Genomic DNA, 20,822 nt, shown 5'->3' with positions numbered 1-20,822 from the left:
GGAATTTCAGAATATCCCGTGCCGTCGTCGTCGGTGCCTTCATGTCCTCGGTCCGCTCTCCGACTTGCCGGGGACGGGTTGGTCGAGCATGGCGCAGACCGCGGCGTCGACCACAGCCCGGTCGGCGGCGCCCGTCGCGGGTCGGGCCAGTCCGAAGACCGTGGAGGCGAAGACCGAGACCGTGCGACGGCCCGTGGCGTCGGTGTAGTCCTCGCTGGAATAGCCCGGTACCTGGCCGACGTGGCCCCAGACGGTGCCGCAGGGTGTGACGATCCTTTCCAGGCCGAGTCCGTACCGGTTCTTGATGGTCGGCTCTTCCGGGACCGTGGTGCGCATCTCCCGTAGCTCGGTCGCGGGGAGCAGCCTGCCCGAGAGCAACGCGGCGTCGAAGCGCGCCCATTCGGCGGCGGTGGAGACCATGGCCCCGGCTGCCCACTCCGAACTGAGGCCGATCTCCGTGGTGTCGACGTTGCCGCCGGGCCGGGCGGGGCCCGCGAAGGCCGTGCCTGCCGGAGTGCCCGGCGGCAGCAACGGCGCCAGACGGTCGGCATCGGGCTCGTACCCGTGCGCGAGACGCGGGGCGCCCGGCCGGGACGTCCCCGTGTCGAGGTAGGTGCTCTTCAGGTGCAGCGGTTCGGTGATGCGTCGGCGGATCAGGTCTCCCAGGCTGTGTCCGCCGGCCTTCTCGGCCACGAGGCCCAGCGCGATGTAGTTGGTGTTGCTGTAGGAGTACCGGGTGCCGGGGGAGAAGAGGGGTGCGTGGCGGACGGCTGCCGTGATCAGTTCCTGTGGTGTCCACGGCCGCGCGTCCTGGCCGGTGAACGCCTTCAGTGCATCAGAGTCGTTGGTGTAGTTGAACAGGCCGCTGGTGTGGTTCAGGAGCATCCGCAGTGTGATCGCCCGCCCGTCGGGCACGAGCCCGGGGAGCCATGTGTCGACGGGGTCGGACAGTGCGAGGCGGTGTGCGGCGGCCAGTTGCAGGATCACGGTGGCGACCATCGTCTTCGTGTTGGAGCCCATCTTGAAGCGGTCGCCCGCCGACAGCCGGTGGTCTCTGCGGGACCATGGTGCCTGCCGGGCAATCTCGACTGCCGGTCCCCGGCCGTCGTCGACGCGCACGACGACGCCGGGGGCACCCTCGTCCACGTCCCGCTGGACCAGCGCCGTCAACTCGCCCGGCCAGGCCGGGCGAGAGGTGTGTTCCGCTGTCGTGGCTGCGGGTGACGAGCATGTCGTGACGGCGGCAGTGAGAGCGGCGGCCGAGGTCAAGGCGAGTGCCGTGAGCCGGATGCGGCGCGAGGGCAGGGACTTCCCGTTCACGTACGTACTCCTTGTTCAGGGGCGGTAACTACCCTTCGTAGTCTGGGTGTTCATGCCGACGTGCCCCATGGGGCGGGCCCCCGGCTCCGGGGTGGGGCCGGCAGGAGTCGAGGATCCCCAGGGCGGCACCCTGCCGCGGGTTCGGCGTGTCCGAGGGATCCTCAGCAGGAACTCAGGGCAGATATTGCGGGTTCGGGAGAGCGAACTGTGGGGCGTAGGTTGATGTCGGCGGGATGCGCAGGGAGAGGAGCGGCATGGCCGCGCACGGGTACTTCACGCTGGACGTTTCGGCCCGGTGGCGGTTCATGACGCCCGGTGGAGATCCGTTCTTGTCCATCGGTGTCGTCCATGCGGACGACACGAATCTGCGGTATCCGCACAACGTGGGCCTGTTTGCCGAGCGTTACGGGTCCTCGCGTCGGCGTTGGCTGCATGAGGGTGTGGTGCCGGAGCTTTCGGAGTGGGGGTTCAACACGCTGGGGTGGAGCGCGGAGTACGTCAGCGGCAGTGGACTGTCGGCCACGCACGACGTGGTCGATCTCGGTCACTCGGACGGTTTGCCCGACGACGAGGCGGCCGGTGCCGGCCTGCCCTACACGCTGTCTCTGCGGGTGGCCGAGATCGAGCACTGGAACGGCCACCCGGCCTACCGCGACCCTCGGTCCGAGGCGTTCGCGCAGTGGTGCGACCACCTGGCCCGGACCCGGTGCCGGCCGGAGGATCCGAACCTGATCGGCTACTTCCTCGTCGACGCGCCGGCGTGGGCGCGGCACCCGGCCGGCGCGGGCTATTCCCGGAGCGAGCTCGGGGAGATCGCGGAGGCCTACTACCGGGTCTCGGCCCGGGCCATCCGCCGCCACGACCCGAACCACCTGGTCCTCGGCGACCGCTACGGGACGCGGGCGGGGATCCCGGAACCGGTGCTGGACGCGGCCGCGGCCCACGTGGACGTGCTGAGCCTGCAGAGCTTCCCGGCCGTCGACCAGGCGGCGATCGACGCGGTCGCCGACCGGTTCGACGCGTGGCACGCGCGCACGGGACTGCCGATCCTCGTGGCGGATACCGGCAACTGGTGCCCGACGGTCATGAGCCCTTCGCGTACCGGGTCGGCGCGCGACCAGGCCGGGCGTGGTGAGGGCTACCGGATGATCGCCGACACATTCGCGGCCCGGCCCTGGTGTCTGGGCTGGCACTGGTGCAGCTGGCTGGAGAACCCGCACCGCGGCTTCGGGCTCAAGGACCCGTGGGACGAGCCGTATGCCGATCTGGTGAGAGTCGCCGCGGAGACCAATCGGCGCTGGAGGGACGCGGTCGCCTCCGCGTCGCACGCATGATCCGGTACCCGGGGCCCGGGACGCCGCACGGGCTTCTGCTCGTGAGTCGGTGCGGGCGCATGCCGAGGACAGTCATAACTGTTATGGTTACAACCCGAAGGGAGGTGACGGACGCATGGGGGCCAACAGCAGACTGACCGTCGCCGCGCACGCCCTGACCTGGATCGGGCTGTATCAGCGCCGCGGTCACGACGTCGCCACCTCCGAGCAGATCGCGACAAGCGTCAACACCAACCCCGTGGTGATCCGGCGCCTGCTGGCCCAGCTGCGCAAGGCCGGCCTGGTCGACTCGCGAAGAGGCGCCGGCGCCGGCTGGACGTTGTCGCGGGGCCTGTCGGCGATCACCCTGCTCGACATTTACGAGGCGGTGGAGCCGGGGCCGGTCTTCGCCCTGCACCCCGCCGCACCCGACCCCGAGTGCGTCGTGGGCCACGGCATAGCGCCGGTGCTGGGCGTCGCCTACGACGGGGTCGAGACCGCTCTCCGCGCGGAGCTGGCGCGAACCACCCTGGAGGATGTACTGCGCGACGTACTGAAAGCCACCTAGCTTCGGCCGCAGGCCCCACCGGGCCGCGGCAGCAGGGCGCCTTTTGCGGCCCGAAATGTAACCACAACAGTTACATCAAGTATTCGGAGAATGTCATGGGACAGCTGGACAACAAGACCGCTCTGGTGACCGGGGCCTCTACCGGCATCGGCCTGGCCATCGCCCGCCGGTTCGCCGCCGAAGGAGCCACCGTCTACCTCACCGGCCGCCGCAAGGCCGAACTGGACGACGCCGTCGAACAGATCGGCGGCCGCGCCATCGGCATCCGCAGCGACGTATCGCAACTCGACGACCTCGACCGGCTCTTCGCCGAGATCACCGAGCGCAGCGGCCGTCTCGACATCATCGTGGCCAACGCCGGCGTCGGCGCCTCCGGCCCGCTCGGCACGATCACCGAGGAGGAGTACGAGCGCACCACTTCCATCAACCTCAAGGGCACGGTCTTCACTGTCCAAAAGGCACTTCCGCTACTGTCGGCCGGCGCCTCGGTGATCCTGCTCTCCTCCAGTGCGGCCCTGCGCGGTGTCCCGGGCCTGGGCGTCTACGCCGCCACCAAGGCCGCGATCCGCAGCCTCGCCCGCACCTGGGCCGCCGAGCTCGCCGACCGCGGCATCCGGGTCAACACCCTCACCCCCGGCCCCGTCACCACCCCCGGCGCCGACGAACTGCGCGCCGCACTCCCGCGAGACGGCCAGGCCGCCGAGCCCACCGCACCGACCCCCCTCGGCCGCGCCGGCCGTCCCGACGAGGTCGCCGCCACCGCCCTCTACCTGGCCGGGGGCCAGAGCTCCTTCACCACCGGCGCGGAACTGTTCGTCGACGGCGGTACCACCCAGCTCTAGGGCCTGTCCGATGGGTCAGCACAGACCCCGCGACGCTCCCCCAGCTACCGCTGGGAGGTGCCCCCAGGCACGGCACCTCGCCGCGTTGTCGCATCACCCGAGTACGCCCAGTACGCGGATGATGCTCCGCCTTGCGATGCTCCCCCAGCTACCGCTGGGAGGTGCCCCCAGCACCGGACGCCGCGGGGCCCGCACTGACCCATCGGACAGGCCCTAGTCACGCCAATCGCCCTCGGCTGCGGGGGGGGGGGGGGGCGGCTCCCGTGGCGAGGGCCTCTCCCAGGGCGCGGTCGGCACGGGCCCGCTCCAGGCCGACCCCGTGCAGCGTGCTCACGACGACCCGGGCGGGGAATGCGCGGCCTCGCGGTGCAGGGCGCGGGTGATCGGTTCGATGGCCTGGGGGGTGTTGAGGCAGTGGTGAGTGACGGGGAGGGTGTGGCGTGCGAGGGGATGGAGGGTCATCGGCTGCCACCGTTCTGCCGAGGTGGCGGGGACGACGGTGTCGTCGCGGGCACTCCATACGGTGATCGGGTACTCCAACGGCCGGGGGGAGGGGCCGTACTCGTAGGCATCGATCAGGGCAAGGTCGGTGCGCAGCGCCCGTAGTGCCGCTCCACGAGGCACGGGGATGGCCAGGGCGGTGGCGAGGCCGGTCAGGGCATCGTCGTCCATGGCCCGGCTGTTCAGGTCGAAGTCCCCGTATTCGGGCGGTGAGAAGGCCGCGCAGGCATGGAGGGCCAGGGCAGGCCGGCGTCGGCGGGCGAGGTGCCAGGCGGTCTCGTAGCCGAGGACCGCGCCCATGCTGTGACCGAAGATCAGCAGGGGTTCCGTGACGTGCTGCAGCAGGGTGTCGGCAAGCCGGGCCGCCAGTCCGGCAAGGCCGGCTGCCGGGTCAGGAGTCGCAGGGCCGGTCCGCCGCCCCGGACGGCCGGCGGACAGGATCCGGAATCCGGGGGTGAGGCGGCGGGGCCAGTGTGCGAAGTCCGCGGCGCTGCCCCCCACTCCGGGGAGGAGCAGCACGGCGGCGTCCGCGCTGCCGTACCACCCCTGCTCGGGCGTCAGGTCCGACAGCAGTCCGTCACCGAGTGCCCTCACTGTCGGATCGATTCCTTAGTCCTGGCCCCGCGACCGCTTGGGCACCAGCGCGGCGAGCACCTCGCTGGTGTCCCGCAGCTGCTTGGGTACGGATGCCACTGCCCCTGTCCCGCGGGCCCGGTCCAGCCCGCGCCGGATTGTGAGCCGTGGAATCCCCAGGTCCCTGTTCAGCTCGCTGTTGAGCACCATGTCGGACAGAAACAGCATGTGTGCGTCCAGTTGACGTCCCCCACCGGTGGCCAGAAGAATCCCGACGGCCAGGCGGACCTCGTTGATCAGCCTGTTCCGCATGGTCGGGTCCGGGTGATACCGCTCCCGCCGGAACCGTCCGCTGCCCGGCGCGTGCCGGATCAGACCGCGTGTGACGAGCGCGTCGCGGTGCCAGAGGAACGCGTTGCGCCGGCGTCGCCGCCGCAACCAGTTGTGTGCTGCCAAAGGCCCGCCCGTGTGCGCCAGTTCGGCCAGCAGCTCGTCGGCCCAGACCAGGCCGACCGGGGTGGCGTCGATCAGCTGGATCTCGGACGCGGGCGGGTTGTACGCGTCCAGGCCGAACATCTTGAACTTGCGCGGCCGGACCAGCAGCTTGCCGCGCAGCGCGAGCTCGCCGAGTTCTGCCAGCGCGCAACCGGTCTTGGCCTGGCCGGAGTCGATCACTTTGCCGGTGTCGGCGAGCGAGAGCAGCGCGAATTCCTCGGGCAGCATCAGCGGGCCAGCCATATGGCCATTCTGCCTGGACCAGGGGTGCGGACCGGAGGGTTCGCCTGTTCCGGGGGACGAATCTTTCCCTCACGGCATGGGCAGGTCTCCGACAGGCCAGTAGGGGAGTGTGCTGCCGTGGGGGCTGACATGGACGGTCGTGCCGAGGGCTGTGCGGGGGAGGCCGGCCGCGGAGGCGATGTGGCGGTCGTCGGGGTCGCTCTCCGCCTCCCGGGCGGTCTGAACAGCCTGGACACGCTGTGGTCCGCGCTCCTCGACGGACGGGATCTGGTCACGCGGATACCTGCTGACCGCTTCGACGCGCAGGAGTTCACCGACGCCGACCCGCGTCGGCCCGGGCGCAGTTATACGGCGGCTGCGGGGGTGCTCGACGACATCGCCGGCTTCGACGCCGAATACTTCTCCCTCTCCCCGCGCGAGGCCGGCCGCATGGACCCGCAGCAGCGGATCCTGCTGGAGCTGGCCGCCGAGGGGGTGGACGACGCCGGCATCGACCCGGCCCGCCTGGCCGGTTCCGGCACCGGGGTCTTCGTCGGGGTGTCCAACCACTCCTACGGCAACCTCCAGTTCAGCCGGCTGGAGACCGCCGACCGGCACACCATGACCGGGCTGGCGAGCAGCAACACCGCGGGCCGTCTCTCCCACGCCTTCGACCTGCACGGCCCCAGCCTGGCCGTGGACACCGCCTGCTCGTCGAGCCTGGTCGCCCTCCACCAGGGGTGCATGTTCCTCGGCTCCGGCGGGCAGCTGGCGCTGGCCGCCGGCGTCAACGTCCTCGTCGGGCCGCACGAGTTCGTCGGCTTCGCCAAGGCGTCGATGCTCTCGCCCACCGGCCGCTGCCGCGCCTTCTCCGCGGCAGCCGACGGGTTCGTACGGGCCGAGGGAGGCGTGCTCCTCGTCCTCAAGCCGCTCGGCCGGGCCCTCGCCGACGGCGACCGCATCCACGCCGTGATCGTGGCCACGGGGACCAACAGCGACGGCCGCACCCCCGGCCTGGCCCAGCCCAGTGCCCGGGCGCAGGCCGCCCTGCTGGGCCAGGTCTACGGCTCGTCGGGACCGGACGCCCGTGACCTGGTGTACATGGAGGCGCACGGCACCGGGACCCCCGTGGGCGACCCCCTGGAGTGCGAGGCCATCGCGGCGGCCCTGGCCGGCAGGTGCACGGTGGGGCCGCCGCTGCCCATCGGGTCGGTCAAGACCAACCTCGGGCACCTGGAGTCCGCTTCGGGGCTGGCCGGACTCCTCAAGGCCGTCCTCGTCCTGCGCCATCGCATCATCCCGCCCTCCTTGCACGGCCTGCCGGTCAACCCCGCCATCGACTTCCCCCGCCTGGGCCTGGCACCCGTGCCCGCGGCCACCCCGCTGGCGACGGCCTCCGGCGGGCTGGTGGGCGTCAACTCCTTCGGGTTCGGCGGCTCCAACGCCCACGCGGTCCTCGCGCCCGCCCCCGCGCCCGCCCCCCGGCAGGACCCGCCCGAGGGCCCACGCCCGGTGCTGGTCTCCGGACGCACGCCTGCCGCCCTCGCCGCAGCTGCCGCCGCGCTCGCCGACCGGCTCGACGCCACGGGCAACGACACCCGCACGTATTACGACATCGCCCACACCACCCTCATGCGGAGCGGCAGGCACCCCTGCCGCTCCGTCGTCCTGGCCGCCGACGCCCGCGCCGCCGCCGCGCGGCTGCGCGCCGCCGCCGGTGCGCCGCCCGCGCCCGCGCCCGCGCTCGCACGCGGCGCGATCGCCTTCGTCTACAGCGGCAACGGCGCCCAATGGACGGGCATGGGACGCCGGTTGCTCACTGCCTCCGAGCGCGTACCCGGGGCGACGGCGTTCCGCGATGCCGTCGCCGAGGCCGACGCGGCCCTGGCACCCCTGCTCGGCTGGTCCGTACAAGAGGAACTGGCCCACGGCACCGACACGGCCCGGCAGGCGCGGACCGAGATCGCCCAGCCCTTGCTGTTCACCGTGCAAGTGGCGCTCACCGCCGCCCTGGCGGCCTACGGGGTGCGCCCCGTGGGCGTGGCCGGGCACAGCGTCGGGGAAATCGCCGCCGCCCACGCCTGCGGCGCGCTCGACCTCGCCTCCGCCGCCCGGGTCATCACCCACCGCAGTCGCACCCAGGCCCGTACCGCCGGTTCCGGGCGCATGGCCGCCGTGGGCCTGCCTCCCGAAGAGGCGCTGAAGGAACTGGACGTCTTCGACGGCCTGTTGGAACTCGCCGCCGTCAACAGCCCCCGTGATGTGACGGTCGCCGGTGACGAGGCCGCTCTCGACGAGCTGGCCCGGAAGCTGGCCGCACAGGGCGTCTTCTTCCGGATGCTCGACCTCGACCACGCCTTTCACACCGCGCACATGGACCCCATCGAGGCGGAACTGCGCACCGCCCTGGCCACCGTGCACCCACAGGCCGGCACGATCCCGTTCGCCTCGACCGTCACCGGAGCCCTCCAGCCGGGAGCATCACTGACCGGGCCGTACTGGTGGCACAACATCCGCCGCCCCGTGCAACTTCCGGACGCGGTCAGGGCGCTGGCGGACGCGGGCTGCGACGCCTTCGTGGAGATCGGCCCGCACCCGGTTCTCGCCGGCTATCTGCAGCGCATCCTCGCGGACGAGGACACCGGGCCGACCATGGTGCTGCCGACCCTCTCGCGGGACCGGGACGGATCCGAGGCCCTGGAACGGACCGCCGCCGCCCTGCTCGCTGCCGGTGCCCGCACCGACGTCGGCGCCTTCTTCCCCGTACCGGGCCGGGTCCAGGACCTGCCCGCCTACCCCTGGCAGCACGAACGCCACTGGCACGGCTCACCGCGATGGTACGGGCGGGGCTGCGGCGACGGCCGGCAGCACCACCCCCTCCTCGGCGAGCGCACCGCCCACGCCGAACCCCTCTGGCACCTGCGCATCGACCCCACCCGCCACCGGTGGCTCGCCGACCACGTCGTCACCGGTGCGGTCGTCGTCCCCGCCGCCGCCTTCGCCGAGGCGGCCCTGGGCGCCGGCCGTCTCCACCTCCAAGGCACCGTCCAGCTCGAGGACCTGGCCGTCGAACGGGCCCTGACCCTGCCCTTCGACGACCCCGCCATGGACGTCCGCCTGCAGACCTCGCTCGACGCGGCCGACGGCACCGTGCGCATCACCAGCCGCGACGGCACCGGGCCCTGGCGCCCGCATGCCCGAGGCGTCGTACGCCGCCTGCTGCGCGACCGGCCCGCGGCGGAGGACGTCCGGGCCTTGCGCGCCCGCCTGCCGCAGACCGTCTCCGCGGCCGACGCCCACGCCCGGGCCGCCGCCGCAGGCATCACCTACGGACCCGCCTTCACCGTCCTCACCGGCCTGCACGTCGGTGACGGTGAAGTCCTGGCCCGGTACGCACTCCCCGAGCACCCGGGGCCGGCCGCGCCCGCCCCGTACGTGCTCCACCCCGCCCTCCTCGACGCGGCCCTCCAGGCGGGTGCCCCCCTGCTCGCCCAGGACGGCACCGGGGGAGGCCGTGCACCGGACGCTCCCTACCTTCCTGCGGCCATCACCACCCTGCGGGTATGGGCGGAGGCCCCCGCCGAGGGCTGGGCCTGCGTACGCCGCCGCGAGAGCACCCCGCGCGAGGTGACCTGGGACATCCGCCTCCTGGACGACCAGGGCCGCGTCACCGCCGAGGCCGACGGCTGCCGACTGCGCCGATTCGATGCCGCCGGCACCGCGCCGCGCCGCATGGTCACGGTCCTGCGCGCAGTGCCCCACGCACTCGACCCCGTCGCACCCGCCCCGTCCCTGCCCGCCCTGCGTGAACTGGTCCGTGCTGCCGAACGCACCTGCAACGGGGACTGGGACGGGGAGCGGTACGCCAACGCCGCCGTTCTGTTCGACCGGTTGAGCGCGCACTTCACCCTCCGCGCACTGCGCACTCTCGACCCCGGGGCCACCGCACACACGCCCGACAGCCTCATCCGTGCCGGTGCGCTCCCCGTCTACCGGCACCTGCTGCACGCCTCACTCGACCAAGGCGCACGCGCCGGGCTGCTGCACCACGACCGTGACGGGAACTGGGTGCCGACGGCCCTTCCCGAACCCCAGGGCGTTCTGGCGCAGTTGCTGCAAGCGGTCCCGGAGTGCGCCACGGAGGCGGTGCTGTATGCGTACTGCGGCACCCTGCTGCCCGAGGTGCTCCTCGGCCGTCGTGACGCCGTCGCCATGCTCTTCGGGGACAACGACCGTCACTGGGTGGAGAACTTCTACGCGACGAGCACCGTGGTCCGTCACGACAAGGCCCGGTTGGCCGCCCTCGTCCGCGAACTCGTCCGGCACTGGCCCGAGGACCGGCCCCTGCGCGTCCTGGAAGTCGGCGCCGGCACCGGAGCCCTGACCACGGCGCTCCTCGACGTCCTGCCGCCCGAGCGCACGCGCTACACCTTCACCGACATCTCCGCCACGTTCTTCCCCCGCGCCCAGGCACGCTTCGCCGGTCACGACCACATCGACTACCGCCCGCTCGACCTGGACCGGGACCCCGAAGGGCAGGGCTTCGCCCGGGGCGCGTACGACCTCGTCGTGGCCGACAACGTCCTGCACGCCACCACCCGGCTGCGCGAGAGCCTCACCCGCCTCGCCGGCCTGCTCGGCGAAGGCGGCCACCTGCTGGCCGCCGAGACCCACAACCTCGACCGGCTCCGCCCCTGTTTCGGCCTGCTGACGAGCTTCTGGAACGCCGACGACCCCGATCTGCGCCCGCGATCCCCGCTCCTGACGGCCGGGCAGTGGCACGAACTGCTCGCCGCCCACGGTTTCGACGAGACGGCTCAGGTGCATGCCGATGGCGCTGAAGACGACTATTCCGTCCTCATTGCGCGGCGGGCACACGGGCGGATCGGCCAACAACCCGCCAGAACCTCCGACTCACCGGCGGACCAGCGCATGGTCCCCGATCCTGCGACCAGTTGGATCGTCGCCGCCGAGCAACCGGACGACCCCCTCGCCCAGGCCCTCGCGACGGCCCTCGGCTCGGCGGACGACGCACCGGCGACCGTCGTCCAGGCCACCACCGACCCCGGTCAATGGGCGGCGCATCTACGGACCGGCCGGACCCGGCCCGCCCTGGTCCTCCTGCTCGCAGGCGGGAGCACGGACACCAACGGCGACGGTCCGAAAGGCCCGCACCACGAACGGACCGTCCTCGAACGGGCCGTCACCCGCACCGCCGTCCTGCGCGCCGTGGCCCGGAGCTGCGCACAGCTTCCTCGCCCGGTCGACCCCTCCTTGTGGCTGATCGCCCGCCCGTCGGGGGCCGTGCCCGGCACGGGAGCCGCGACGGCCCCGGCGGACTGCGTGCCCTGGGCGGCGGCCCGCTGCCTCGCCAACGAACAACCCCGGCCTGCCGTCAGGCGACTGGCCTTCGCACGCGGACCGTCGCCCGAGGACGACGCCGCCCGGCTGACACACGAACTGCTGGCCCCGACAGCGGAGGACGAGATCGTCCTCACCCCTGCCGGCCGCTTCGTCCCACGCCTGCGAGACCTGCCCGCCGCCACCGCCGCCGTCGGCGGGCGCTGTCATCGGCTGCGTCTGCGCCGCCCGGGGCTCGGCTTCGGCCTGGACTGGGTGCCCGCCCCCGCCCCGCCCGCCCCCGGCCCGGGTGAGGTGACCATCGAGGTGCGGGCGGCCGCACTCAACTACCGGGACGTCCTGCTGGCCACCGACTCACTGCCGCCGGGCGCCGAGGTCCCCGCCCCCGGGGAACACGGCCTGGGCCTGGAGTGCGCGGGCGTCGTCACCGCCGTCGGCGAGGACACGGAACCGACCGTCGGAGAACGCGTCTTCGCCTGCGCACCCGGCGCCCTGGCCTCGCACGTCGTGGTCCCGGCCGCATGCACCGGGCGCATCCCGGACCATCTGTCGTTCACCGAGGCGGCGACCCTGCCGGTCGCCTTCTTCACGGTCCAGCACTCCCTGGAACACCTGGCCCGCCTCGCCGAGGGGGAGACGCTCCTCGTGCACGGCGCCGCCGGCGGGGTGGGACTCGCCGCCCTGCAGTACGCCCGCCACGTCGGAGCCCGCATCATCGCCACCGCCGGCAGCCCTGCCAAGCGCAGGCTGCTGACCCTGCTCGGCGCCGACCACGTCCTCGACTCCCGCACGCTCGGCTTCGCCGACCAGGCGCTCGAACTGACCGGGGGCGACGGCGTCGATGTCATCCTCAACTCCCTTGCGGGCGAGGCCATCGACCGCAACCTCGGCATCCTGCGCCCCGGAGGCCGCTGCATCGAACTCGGCAAACGCGATATCCACACCGGAGGCCGCCTGGCCCTGCGGGCCTTCCGCAACAACCTGTCCTTCCACGCCGTCGACGCGCTCCAGATGTTCACGCGGCAAACACCGCTGTCGGCACGCCACTTCGCCGAACTCACCCACCGCGTCCAGGAGGGGACCTACCGCCCGCTGCCGCACCACCTCTACTCCGCCGACAACATCATGGACGCGTTCGCGCTGCTGCGCCGCTCACACCACGTGGGCAAGGTGGTCATCGACCTCACCCCCCGGCCGCACCTCACCGAGGCCCCCCGGCGCCTGGTCTGCGACCCCGACGCCACCTACCTGATCACCGGGGGCCTCACCGGTCTGGGAGCCGCCACCGCGGGTCTCCTCGCCGACCGGGGAGCCCGCCGTCTCGCTCTCGTCTCCCGCCGTGGCCCTGCAGCACCCGGCGCGGACGACCTGCTGGCCGACCTGGCCCGCAGGGGAGCCACCGCCGTCGCCCACGCCGCCGACGTGACCGACCCGACCGCCATGGCCGCCGTACTCGACGGCATCGCCGCCACCGGGCGGCCCCTGCGCGGCGTCATCCACTCGGCCATGGTCGTCGACGACGCAGTGCTGACCGAGTTGAGCGACGAGACCCTCGAAGCAGTACTCGCACCCAAGCTGAACGGCACCATGATCCTGGACCGGCTGACCCGCGACGCCCGCCTGGACTTCTTCGTCGTCCACTCCTCCATCTCCGCCACCATCGGCAACCGTTCCCAGTCCGCCTACGTCGCAGGCAACCTCGCCATGGAAGGCATCGTCCGCGCCCGCCGGGCGGCGGGACTCCCCGGCCTGACCGTCGGCTGGGGTCTGTCCGGAGAAGTCGGGATCGCGGCCCTGGACGACGTCGTCGAGGTGCTGGAACGCATGGGTCTCGCCCCCATGAGCACCACTCAGATCCTCACCGCTCTCGAAGACCTCATGACCCGCCCGGACAGTGGTCCCGACAACGATGCGAGCGTCGTACAGGCCGGGCACTTCGACTTCGCCCGCATGGCCATGATCCTGCCGCGCATGCACACACCGCGATTCACCGGACTGCTGCCCACCCGGACATCCCGCGGCGACCAAGCCACCGAGACCCGCCGCCTGTTGGCGGAGGGCAGCCCGGACATCACCGAGAACACGCTCGCCGACCTGCTCGTCACACTTGTCGCCCGCATCACCCAACGCGTCCCCGAGCGCATCGACCGCACCCGCGCCATGGACGCACTCGGCCTGGACTCCCTCATGGCCACCGAACTCGTCGTCGCCCTCCAGAGCGAACTGTCCTACGAGATCCCCGCCATGGAGGTCGTCAACGCCGACAGCATCGACGGCCTCGCCGCCCGCATCCTGACACTCCTCGGCACAGCGGGCCGCCCGTGAACCGGAGTGGACGGCAGAGCCGTGAGCGTGCTGTTCCGGTCGCGGGCGGACCCGTACGCGAGGCTCCGGCCGGACATGGGGACAGGCGCCTGTCCTGGGCTCGCCATCACTCGGTCGATCCCAGGACAGGTTCAACGGTCAGCCGCCGACAACGTGGACGTCCGTGGCCGTCAGGCCCTTCGGCCCCTGTCGGACGCTGAACTCCACCTTCGCGCCGGCGTGCATCCTGAAGATGTCGCCCGGAGCCACTGAGGTGTAGTGAACAAAGACTTCCTGCACGTTCCTGCCGATCCAGTAGGTGATGAATCCGAAGCCCTTCGCGGCATTCCACCACCTCACCACGCCGTGGCGGTCGGCGGACAACGTGCGGGCTGCGGATTCGTGGCCGGGGCCGGCGGAGGCGGCGGTTGCGGCGGTGCCCGCGACCGCGCTCCCGCCGACCAGGGCCAGCATCACGACGGTGGTGGCCAGGCCACGCTGTAGACGCTTCATCAGGTAATCCTTCGTTCTGGGCCGCAGCCATGACGGCGGCCTCGGCCGGGTCGACGTCGGCGGCGTAGACCTCGGCGAACTTGTCCGGCCGCAGGTAGGCCTCCTGCCCGCCCGGGTAGGCGCGGATGAGCAGGTTGCCGGGCGTGAGCAGGCTGCCGGGGAATGTGGAGTTGAGTTCGCTTGCAGTCTCGCCTGCGTCCTGCTGGAAGGCGGCCACGAACACCAGACCCCGCACGGCGGGGGTGAGCGCACCGGGATGGGACAGCACCGACCCTGCGTAGGAGTGCCCGGTGACGACGAGCGGGCCGGGCAGGCTCTGCAGGAACGCATGCAGGTAGGCGGCGTCGCCGGCGAGGCTGCGCATCGGGAGCGACGGTGCCACCACCCGGTGACCCGCGCTCTGGAGCCGGCCGGTGACGCCGCGCCAGACGGAGGCGTCGGTCAGGGCGCCGTGGACGAGGACGATCGCTGGTACCTCGGTCATGGCATCCAGTTTTGGCCGGGCCGCCTCGCTGCCGCGCGCGGCAGTCCTGCCACTCTTCGCAAGCATTCCGCCACACCGGTCGGTACGATTCTCCTATGACGCGGCATCGGCTGGTGGTCGTCGTCATCGACGATGTCCTTCCACTTGACATCGGCATTCCCCTGCATGTGTTCGCCAGGGAGGCGCCGGAGGCTTACGAGGTGGTCACCGCCTCACCCGGCGGCCGGCCGGTGCCGATGGCCGGTGGCATGACGGTTGTTCCCGACGGCGGGCTCGACCTCGTGCGCACCGCCGGGACCGTGATCGTGCCCGGCTACGCGGGGGCGGCCGACCGGCCGGCCGGCGGAGCCGTCGCCCGTGCGCTCGGCGACGCCGCCCGGCGCGGCGCGCGCATGATCTCCATCTGCTCCGGCGCCTTCGCGCTCGCGCAGGCCGGCATCCTCGACGGCCTGACCGCGACCACACACTGGTCGCTGTGCGACGCACTGGCCGCCCAGCACCCACGGGTCACCGTGGACTCCTCAGTCCTGTTCGCCGACAACGGCATGGTCCTCACCTCGGGCGGTGTCACCGCCGGCGTCGACCTGTGCCTGCACATACTGGCCAAGGATCTCGGTACCTCGGCCGCGCGGCAGGTGTCCCGCCGCCTGGTCATGCCGCCGACCCGGGGCGGCGATCAGCGGCAGTTCATCCAGACCAAGGCGGTGCCGCCCGCCGATGACGCGATTGCCGCCGCCCAGCAGTGGATGATCGCCTCCCTCGCCGAGCCGCTCACCGTCGCCCGGATGGCAGCCCATGCCCACATGTCCGAACGCAACTTCCACCGCCGCTTCACCGAACGAGCAGGCAACTCCCCGCTGGCCTGGCTGCGTGACCGACGCATCGCCCGTGCCAAGGAACTCCTCGAGGACTCAGACCTGTCAGTCGAGCAGATCGCGCGCCGGGTCGGCCTGGGCACCTCGGCCAACCTGCGCCTCCACTTCCACCGTGCGACCAGCCTGTCCCCCCAGGAACACCGACGCCGGTTCGCCTTCCCGGGTGTTCAGACCTCCGCATCCGTCAACCGTCCGATGGGGCGTGACCAACCCTGAACTGCGGTCGATGCGGCCGATGTCAGGTGCGGCTGTGGCGCATGCTCTGCGAAACGGCGGCCAGGGCAGAGGAGATCGGTTGCTGATCCTTCTCCACCCGGCGCTCCGCGCGGGCGTTCGCCTACCCGCCTGGCGCGAAAGGGCCGGCGGACGCCTCGTACCCGTCGAGGAACGCCCGCACTCTGGCCTTGCACGGCTCCCGGTCGTAGGAGGCGACGTACGCGCCGGCCATGCGGACCGGATCGCCGAAGAAGTAGTACTCGTACAGCGCCTGCCGGCCGGAGAAGGCCGAGATACAGGTGTCCCACACCAGCCGGAACAGCTTCACGCGCTCGGCTCCGGACAGCGTCGCCGACTGCAGGTAGGTGTCGATGTCACCGGCGGCCGGCCCCGTGACGTCGAACCCGGTGGGGGTGGCCATCAGCCCGGAGGCGCCGAGCTTGCGCAGGATCTGAGGGAAGCGCTGGTAGAGCCTGGGGTACAGATTGCGGGCGGCGTTCAGCGGGGCCCACGCCGGGGTCAGCACGCCGAACTCGTTGACCTGCGCGTCGGCTTCGGCGGCGCGCAGGAAGGCGCGGAGCGTCTCCAGGGTGGCGATGATCTCGGCGACGTCCTCCTGGACGTGCTGATACCCATCGATGCCGATGGCCTCCGTCAGCAGCGAGACCAGGCCCAGGACGTACTCGGTCTTCGTCACCGTCCGCGTGACGACCTGGTGGGACATGTGCACGACGGCCGACGTCCGGAAGAACAGGGCGTTGCACCTCTCGACGTCGCCCAGCAGGAAACACCGCTCGTACGGCACGTGCACGTCGTCGAAGACCACCACGCAGTCCGGCTCGTCGAAGCGCGAGGCGAGGGGGTGATCGTGGCGCGGCCGGCCGGAGTCGAGCGGTTCGCGGGCGATGCACCGCAGTCCCTCGGCGTCCATCGGGACGGCGAAGGCGTACGAGTAGGGCCTGTCCTCGGGGGTGCCGCGCAGCAACGTCGAGGGCAGGACGAGGAGTTCGTCGGCGAACGGTGCGATGGTCGCCAGCATCCGGGCGCCCCGGATCACCACCCCGTCGCCGTCCTCGCGCACGATGCGCGCGGCGACGCTCCCGCCGGCCTGCCGGGGGCCCGCCACGGCGCGGTTGACCTGGGGCGGGATGAGCGTGTGGCTGCACAGCAGGTCCTCTTCACGGACCTTCTCGTAGTAGCGGCGGATGTTGTCCCCGAAGGCCGGGTCGGCCCCGGCGAACCAGTCGGCGGCCGAGGCCAGGGCCATCAGGGCGCTGTTGAGGTAGTCGCCCGTGCGCCCGAGCATGCCGTTGCTGTGCTCGGCCCACACCCGGAACGCCCGGCGTCGTTTGACGAGTTCGTCGGGTGTGGTGGGGACGAGGAAGGAGGAGGCGACGGGCTCACCCGAGGTGGGGGAGCGGTACGTCAGAACGTCCTGGTGTTCGGCGGAGTGCTGCAAGTCGTACAACTCGGCGTACGTCTGCACGACGTTGCGGAACGCGGGATGGTGCTGGATCCCCCCGACGAACGTCTCCCCCTGGACGTGCACAGTGGGGCGGGAGTCGGCGAGCCGGGCGAGAAATTCCTCGCCGGTGCGTGCGGCCACTGGGGCTCCTCGGGGCTTTCCGTCAACGGTCACACCTCGGTCCACGCCGGATGCCCGGCGCCACGGCCGCCGCCCATCATGCCCGTATCCGCACCGGCCTTGCCAGTTGTCGAATGCGCGCGGTTCACGGCGCGGGTGCGCGCGTGGCGGCACATGGCGCCAGTTCCCGCTTCGCCACCGCCCGGAAGCCGTGCGGCGGGCGGCCGGTGAAGCGCTGGACGGTGTCGGTCGTACGGTTCTCGGAGCCCTCGGCGATGGCGCGGTCCATGCCGGCGAGCATCTCGGCGAACTCCAGGGGCATCCGCGCGGCCAGGCGGTCCCGCATCTGCTCGTACGTCAACCGGCGGTGGAGCACGGTCCGGTCCGTGGTCTCCGTGAGGATGGCGGCGATGTCGTCGTAGCCGAGTGCCTCCGGTCCGGTCAGGATCAGATCGCTGTTGGGCGCGTGGTCTCCGGTCAGGGCGTGGACGGCGACGGCGGCGATGTCGTCGGCGTCGACGAAGCCGACCCGGCCGGCCCCGGCCGCGGTCAGGATGATGCCGTCCTCGCGGATGCTGTCGGCGTGGAGGTGTGCGCCGGTGAAGTTCTGCATGAACCAGGAGGGCCGCAGTACCGCCCACTGGTCGAACAGTCCGGGCAGGGCCTGGTGTACCGCCCCCACTCCCGGCCTGCCTTCGGGGATGGCCGAGGAACTGAGCAGTACCGCACGCCGGACGCCTGCGCCGAGTGCTCGGTGGAGGAAGGGCAGCATGACGGTGGCGGGGTCCGGATCGCCGACCGGCGGGACGAGGTAGACGCGGTCGGATCCGGCGAGGGCGTCGTCGAAGGTGGCCGGGTCGTACCAGTCGAAGCGGACCGCTTCCGCACCCGGCAGCGGGGCGGGCCGACGGCTCGCGGCCCGGACGCGGTGGCCGGCGGCGATCAGACGGGCGGCCGTCCGGCTGCCGGTGGTGCCGGTGGCTCCGATGACCAGGATGGTGCCGGTGTCGGTCATCGGACGGCGCTCCCGGCGAAGTCCAGGCCGAGGTCCTGGACGGCGAGGGGGTTCCAGTAGTCGCGGTAGGAGGTGAAGAGCCCGCCCTGAACGGACACGACGGCGATGTAGGTCATGTCGAAGGGGGCTCCTGTCCGGACCAGGCGGCCCACCCCGCGCATCTCGACCACGATGGTCTCCGGCTGGGTGGTCCGGTGGATGTGCAGGTGCGGGAAGTCGTGCAGGTCGATGTGATCGGGATAGTCGCGCATGTAGGCGGCGATGGCCTCGCGGCCCTCCAGCCGGCCGGGTCGGCCCGGGGGCGCGAAGGGGAATTCCATGACGCCGCCCTCGGCCCACAGGCCGACCCAGGCGGGAATGTCCTTGTCGAGGAGCAGGCGCAGGCTGTGCCGGTAGAGCACTTCCGGTGAGGCGGGTGTGGGCATGGGGTTCCTCCGTCCCGTACGATACGGACCACTGGTCCGCTTCAATGAACGATACGGACCGGGGGTCCGTATCGTCAAGGGAGGAGTCACGTGACCGAGCGCAGACCGCGCAAGGACGCCGTGCGCAACAGGGCAGCCGTCTTTGCGGCCGCCGATGTGCTGTTCGCCCAGTGCCAGAGCCCCGACAGCGTCACCATGGCCGACATCGCGGCCGCGGCCGGGGTCGGCAAGGCCACCCTCTTCCGCGCCTTCGGTGACCGCACCGGGCTGATCCGTGCGCTGTACGAAGCCCGCCTCGAACCGGTCAGTACCGCGACCGAACAGGGCCCGCCACCCCTGGGGCCCGCCACCCCGCCCCTGGCGCGGGTGCCGGCCCTGCTCGATGCCGTGCTGTGCTTCAAGCTCGACAACCGCCACCTCGCCCTCGCCCTGGAAAAGACCGGCGCCGACAGCCCGTACGCGACGAAGCAGTACGAGCGGTGGCACACCCTGCTCCGGGAGTTGCTGGAGCAGGTCCTGGGGCCGGCCGACAGCGACTTCGCCGCCCACGCCCTGCTCGCCGCCACCCGGGCCGACCTCGTCGAATACCTGGTCGGCTGCAGGGGGGTGCCCCGCGAGGAACTGCGGGAGCAACTGGCGAAGTTCACCGCCACGGTCCTCGGCGCCCCTGCTCACCGGGGCTCGGCCGCCGACCGCTGACAGCGGCCGAGCCGTCTCCGGTGTATCCGGTGTCTGTGGCGGACTCGGTGCCGGTCCGGTCCGCCAGGGGCGCTGCGGTGAGGTGTGTGCCGGGTGCGCGGCGTCGTGTCAGGGTGCTGTCGGCGGTCGGTGTTGCCAGCGGCGTTCGACCCTGGCCAGGCGCCAGTAGCCCAGGGCGCAGGCCCATACTGCGACGAAGAGTCCGACGATGATGAAGCCGACGTTGTTGAGGTCGATGCCGGAGATCCAGTCGGTGACCGGGTCGTTGAGCGCGAGCTGGTCGTGCAGGACGCCGATGAGTTCGATGGTGCCGATGAGGAAGGCGACGGCGATCGACAGTCCGGTGATGGTGAGGTTGTAGTAGACCTTGCGGACGGGGTTGGAGAATGCCCAGTGGTAGGCGAAGTTCATGAACGTGCCGTCGAGGGTGTCGAAGAGGCTCATGCCGGCGGCGAACAGCAGCGGCAGGCACAGGATCGCGTACCAGGGCAGCCCGGCTGCGGCGCCGCTGCCCGCCATCACCATCAGGGTGACTTCGGTGGCTGTGTCGAAGCCGATGCCGAACAGCAGGCCCACCGGGTACATCTGGCCGGGACGGGTGATGGAGCGCGTGAGGCGGCCGAGGATGCGGTTGAGGAACCCGCGGTTGCCGAGGTGCTTCTCCAGCTCGGATTCGTCGAACTGCCCGGCGCGCATGGCCTTGAAGACGCGGTGGATGCCTGCCAGGGAGATCAGGTTGAGCGCGGCGATGAGGTAGAGGAAACCGCCGGAGACCGTGGTGCTGACCACGCCGAGGGTCTGGTGGGCACTGGAGTTGTCGTTGGTGAGCGTGCCGGCGACCTTGGCCCCGACGGAGATGAGGGCGGCGAGGACGACGATGATGGTGGAGTGGCCGAGGGCGAACCAGAAGCCCACCGATATCGGACGTTTGCCGTCGGCCATCAGCTTGCGGGTGGTGTTGTCGATGGCGGCGATGTGGTCGGCGTCGAAGGCGTGCCGCATGCCCAGGGTGTAGGCGGTCACGCCGAGGCCGAGGCCGAACACCTGCTTGCCGACGGTGTAGTGGTGCGGGGCGACCATGGCCACCAGGATTCCGAAGGCGACGACGTGGAGGGCGGCGATCACGGCCATCAGGCCGCCGGTGCGTATCCAGTCCTTGCGTTCCCATCGGAGGACCGGGGTGGCGGGGAGGGCCACGGCCTCGGCAGCGGTCGGGGGAGGGTTGTGGGGCGGAGTCATCTCGGGCAGCCTCTCCAGCACCTCGTGGATGGTCGTCGAGCGGTGCCGTGGCCGGTCTCCTGGCTGACGGGTCGAACGCTGCCGCACCGGCCTTCCAGGGCGAGGTGCCCCGTGGCCTTCCGCTGGTGCGCCGGCTTCCCGATCACAGTGGCGAGGGCCGCTCCGGCATCGCACCGGTCTTCCCGAACACCACGGCGCAAAAACGGTATTGGCCGAGAACCATCGCCTGCAAGACTGCGAAGGTATGCAGGTATCGATTTTCTGCCCAGCAA

The 20,822-nt window shown here is 71.6% G+C and carries 14 protein-coding genes, 1 pseudogene and 1 riboswitch; of the genes and pseudogenes, 6 read left to right on the top strand and 9 right to left on the bottom strand.

What is annotated here, in order from left to right; all coding sequences use genetic code 11:
- Window positions 1–39 precede the first annotated feature (39 nt).
- Window positions 40–1,320 carry a serine hydrolase domain-containing protein gene (locus ACLHRZ_RS08455; RefSeq protein ID WP_490417661.1) on the bottom strand — a complete coding sequence of 427 codons (1,281 nt, stop codon included), beginning with the start codon at window positions 1,318–1,320 and terminating at the stop codon, window positions 40–42.
- A 254-nt stretch (window positions 1,321–1,574) separates the two neighbouring features.
- On the opposite strand from ACLHRZ_RS08455, the gene ACLHRZ_RS08450 reads away from it, so the two are divergent.
- The 3 genes from ACLHRZ_RS08450 (at window position 1,575) to ACLHRZ_RS08440 (ending at window position 4,043) form a co-directional block, all read left to right on the top strand.
- Window positions 1,575–2,654, top strand: coding sequence for a glycoside hydrolase 5 family protein (locus ACLHRZ_RS08450; protein WP_490417660.1), 1,080 nt, complete (start codon window positions 1,575–1,577; stop codon window positions 2,652–2,654).
- A gap of 115 nt (window positions 2,655–2,769) precedes the next feature.
- Window positions 2,770–3,201, top strand: a complete 432-nt coding sequence (locus ACLHRZ_RS08445) for an Rrf2 family transcriptional regulator (protein WP_490417659.1) — start codon at window positions 2,770–2,772, stop codon at window positions 3,199–3,201.
- A 95-nt stretch (window positions 3,202–3,296) separates the two neighbouring features.
- A complete protein-coding gene (locus ACLHRZ_RS08440; RefSeq protein WP_490417658.1) occupies window positions 3,297–4,043 on the top strand; it encodes an SDR family NAD(P)-dependent oxidoreductase in 747 nt (248 codons plus the stop codon).
- 330 nt (window positions 4,044–4,373) lie between these two features.
- Here ACLHRZ_RS08440 and ACLHRZ_RS08435 read toward each other — a convergent pair whose 3' ends face one another.
- Both ACLHRZ_RS08435 and ACLHRZ_RS08430 read right to left on the bottom strand, forming a co-directional pair.
- Window positions 4,374–5,138 (bottom strand): thioesterase II family protein, encoded by a 765-nt coding sequence (locus ACLHRZ_RS08435; protein WP_490417657.1) that lies wholly within the window; start codon window positions 5,136–5,138, stop codon window positions 4,374–4,376.
- 15 nt (window positions 5,139–5,153) lie between these two features.
- Window positions 5,154–5,855 carry a GPP34 family phosphoprotein gene (locus tag ACLHRZ_RS08430; RefSeq protein ID WP_490417656.1) on the bottom strand — a complete coding sequence of 234 codons (702 nt, stop codon included), beginning with the start codon at window positions 5,853–5,855 and terminating at the stop codon, window positions 5,154–5,156.
- A gap of 129 nt (window positions 5,856–5,984) precedes the next feature.
- Here ACLHRZ_RS08430 and ACLHRZ_RS08425 point away from each other — a divergent pair, with 129 nt between their 5' ends.
- Window positions 5,985–13,520 carry an SDR family NAD(P)-dependent oxidoreductase gene (locus ACLHRZ_RS08425; protein ID WP_490417655.1) on the top strand — a complete coding sequence of 2,512 codons (7,536 nt, stop codon included), beginning with the start codon at window positions 5,985–5,987 and terminating at the stop codon, window positions 13,518–13,520.
- A gap of 138 nt (window positions 13,521–13,658) precedes the next feature.
- Here the strand turns inward: ACLHRZ_RS08425 and ACLHRZ_RS08420 are convergent, their stop codons facing one another.
- Together ACLHRZ_RS08420 and ACLHRZ_RS08415 are read right to left on the bottom strand one after the other, a co-directional pair.
- Window positions 13,659–14,012 (bottom strand): cold-shock protein, encoded by a 354-nt coding sequence (locus tag ACLHRZ_RS08420; protein ID WP_490417654.1) that lies wholly within the window; start codon window positions 14,010–14,012, stop codon window positions 13,659–13,661.
- Between the two features lie 37 nt (window positions 14,013–14,049).
- Window positions 14,050–14,496, bottom strand: a pseudogene (locus tag ACLHRZ_RS08415) (alpha/beta fold hydrolase); the annotation flags it as partial.
- A gap of 95 nt (window positions 14,497–14,591) precedes the next feature.
- On the opposite strand from ACLHRZ_RS08415, the gene ACLHRZ_RS08410 reads away from it, so the two are divergent.
- On the top strand, window positions 14,592–15,587 hold the full coding sequence (locus tag ACLHRZ_RS08410) for a GlxA family transcriptional regulator (RefSeq protein WP_490417653.1): 996 nt from the start codon (window positions 14,592–14,594) through the stop codon (window positions 15,585–15,587).
- A gap of 121 nt (window positions 15,588–15,708) precedes the next feature.
- On the opposite strand, the gene hpaB is transcribed toward ACLHRZ_RS08410, so the two are convergent.
- The 3 genes from hpaB to ACLHRZ_RS08395 all read right to left on the bottom strand — a co-directional run bounded on the left by hpaB (window position 15,709) and on the right by ACLHRZ_RS08395 (window position 18,612).
- Window positions 15,709–17,193: a 4-hydroxyphenylacetate 3-monooxygenase, oxygenase component gene (hpaB, locus tag ACLHRZ_RS08405; RefSeq protein ID WP_490417652.1), complete on the bottom strand. Its 1,485-nt coding sequence runs from the start codon at window positions 17,191–17,193 to the stop codon at window positions 15,709–15,711.
- A gap of 124 nt (window positions 17,194–17,317) precedes the next feature.
- The gene (locus ACLHRZ_RS08400) at window positions 17,318–18,187 is read right to left on the bottom strand and encodes an NmrA family NAD(P)-binding protein (RefSeq protein ID WP_490417651.1); all 870 of its coding nucleotides are present in this window, start codon (window positions 18,185–18,187) and stop codon (window positions 17,318–17,320) included.
- Window positions 18,184–18,612 carry a nuclear transport factor 2 family protein gene (locus ACLHRZ_RS08395; protein WP_490417650.1) on the bottom strand — a complete coding sequence of 143 codons (429 nt, stop codon included), beginning with the start codon at window positions 18,610–18,612 and terminating at the stop codon, window positions 18,184–18,186. Before ACLHRZ_RS08395 ends, ACLHRZ_RS08400 begins: the two co-directional genes overlap by 4 nt.
- Before the next feature lie 90 nt (window positions 18,613–18,702).
- On the opposite strand from ACLHRZ_RS08395, the gene ACLHRZ_RS08390 reads away from it, so the two are divergent.
- Window positions 18,703–19,311, top strand: a complete 609-nt coding sequence (locus tag ACLHRZ_RS08390; protein ID WP_490417649.1) for a TetR/AcrR family transcriptional regulator — start codon at window positions 18,703–18,705, stop codon at window positions 19,309–19,311.
- 108 nt (window positions 19,312–19,419) lie between these two features.
- Here the strand turns inward: ACLHRZ_RS08390 and nicT are convergent, their stop codons facing one another.
- Window positions 19,420–20,550 (bottom strand): Nickel transporter NicT, encoded by a 1,131-nt coding sequence (gene nicT / locus ACLHRZ_RS08385; protein ID WP_490417769.1) that lies wholly within the window; start codon window positions 20,548–20,550, stop codon window positions 19,420–19,422.
- A gap of 32 nt (window positions 20,551–20,582) precedes the next feature.
- Window positions 20,583–20,759: riboswitch (cobalamin riboswitch) on the bottom strand.
- Window positions 20,760–20,822: the final 63 nt, after the last annotated feature.

The sequence above is a fragment of the Streptomyces sp. AM25 genome (genome assembly GCF_058146165.1).
This window is presented reverse-complemented; position numbering and strand designations above follow the sequence as displayed.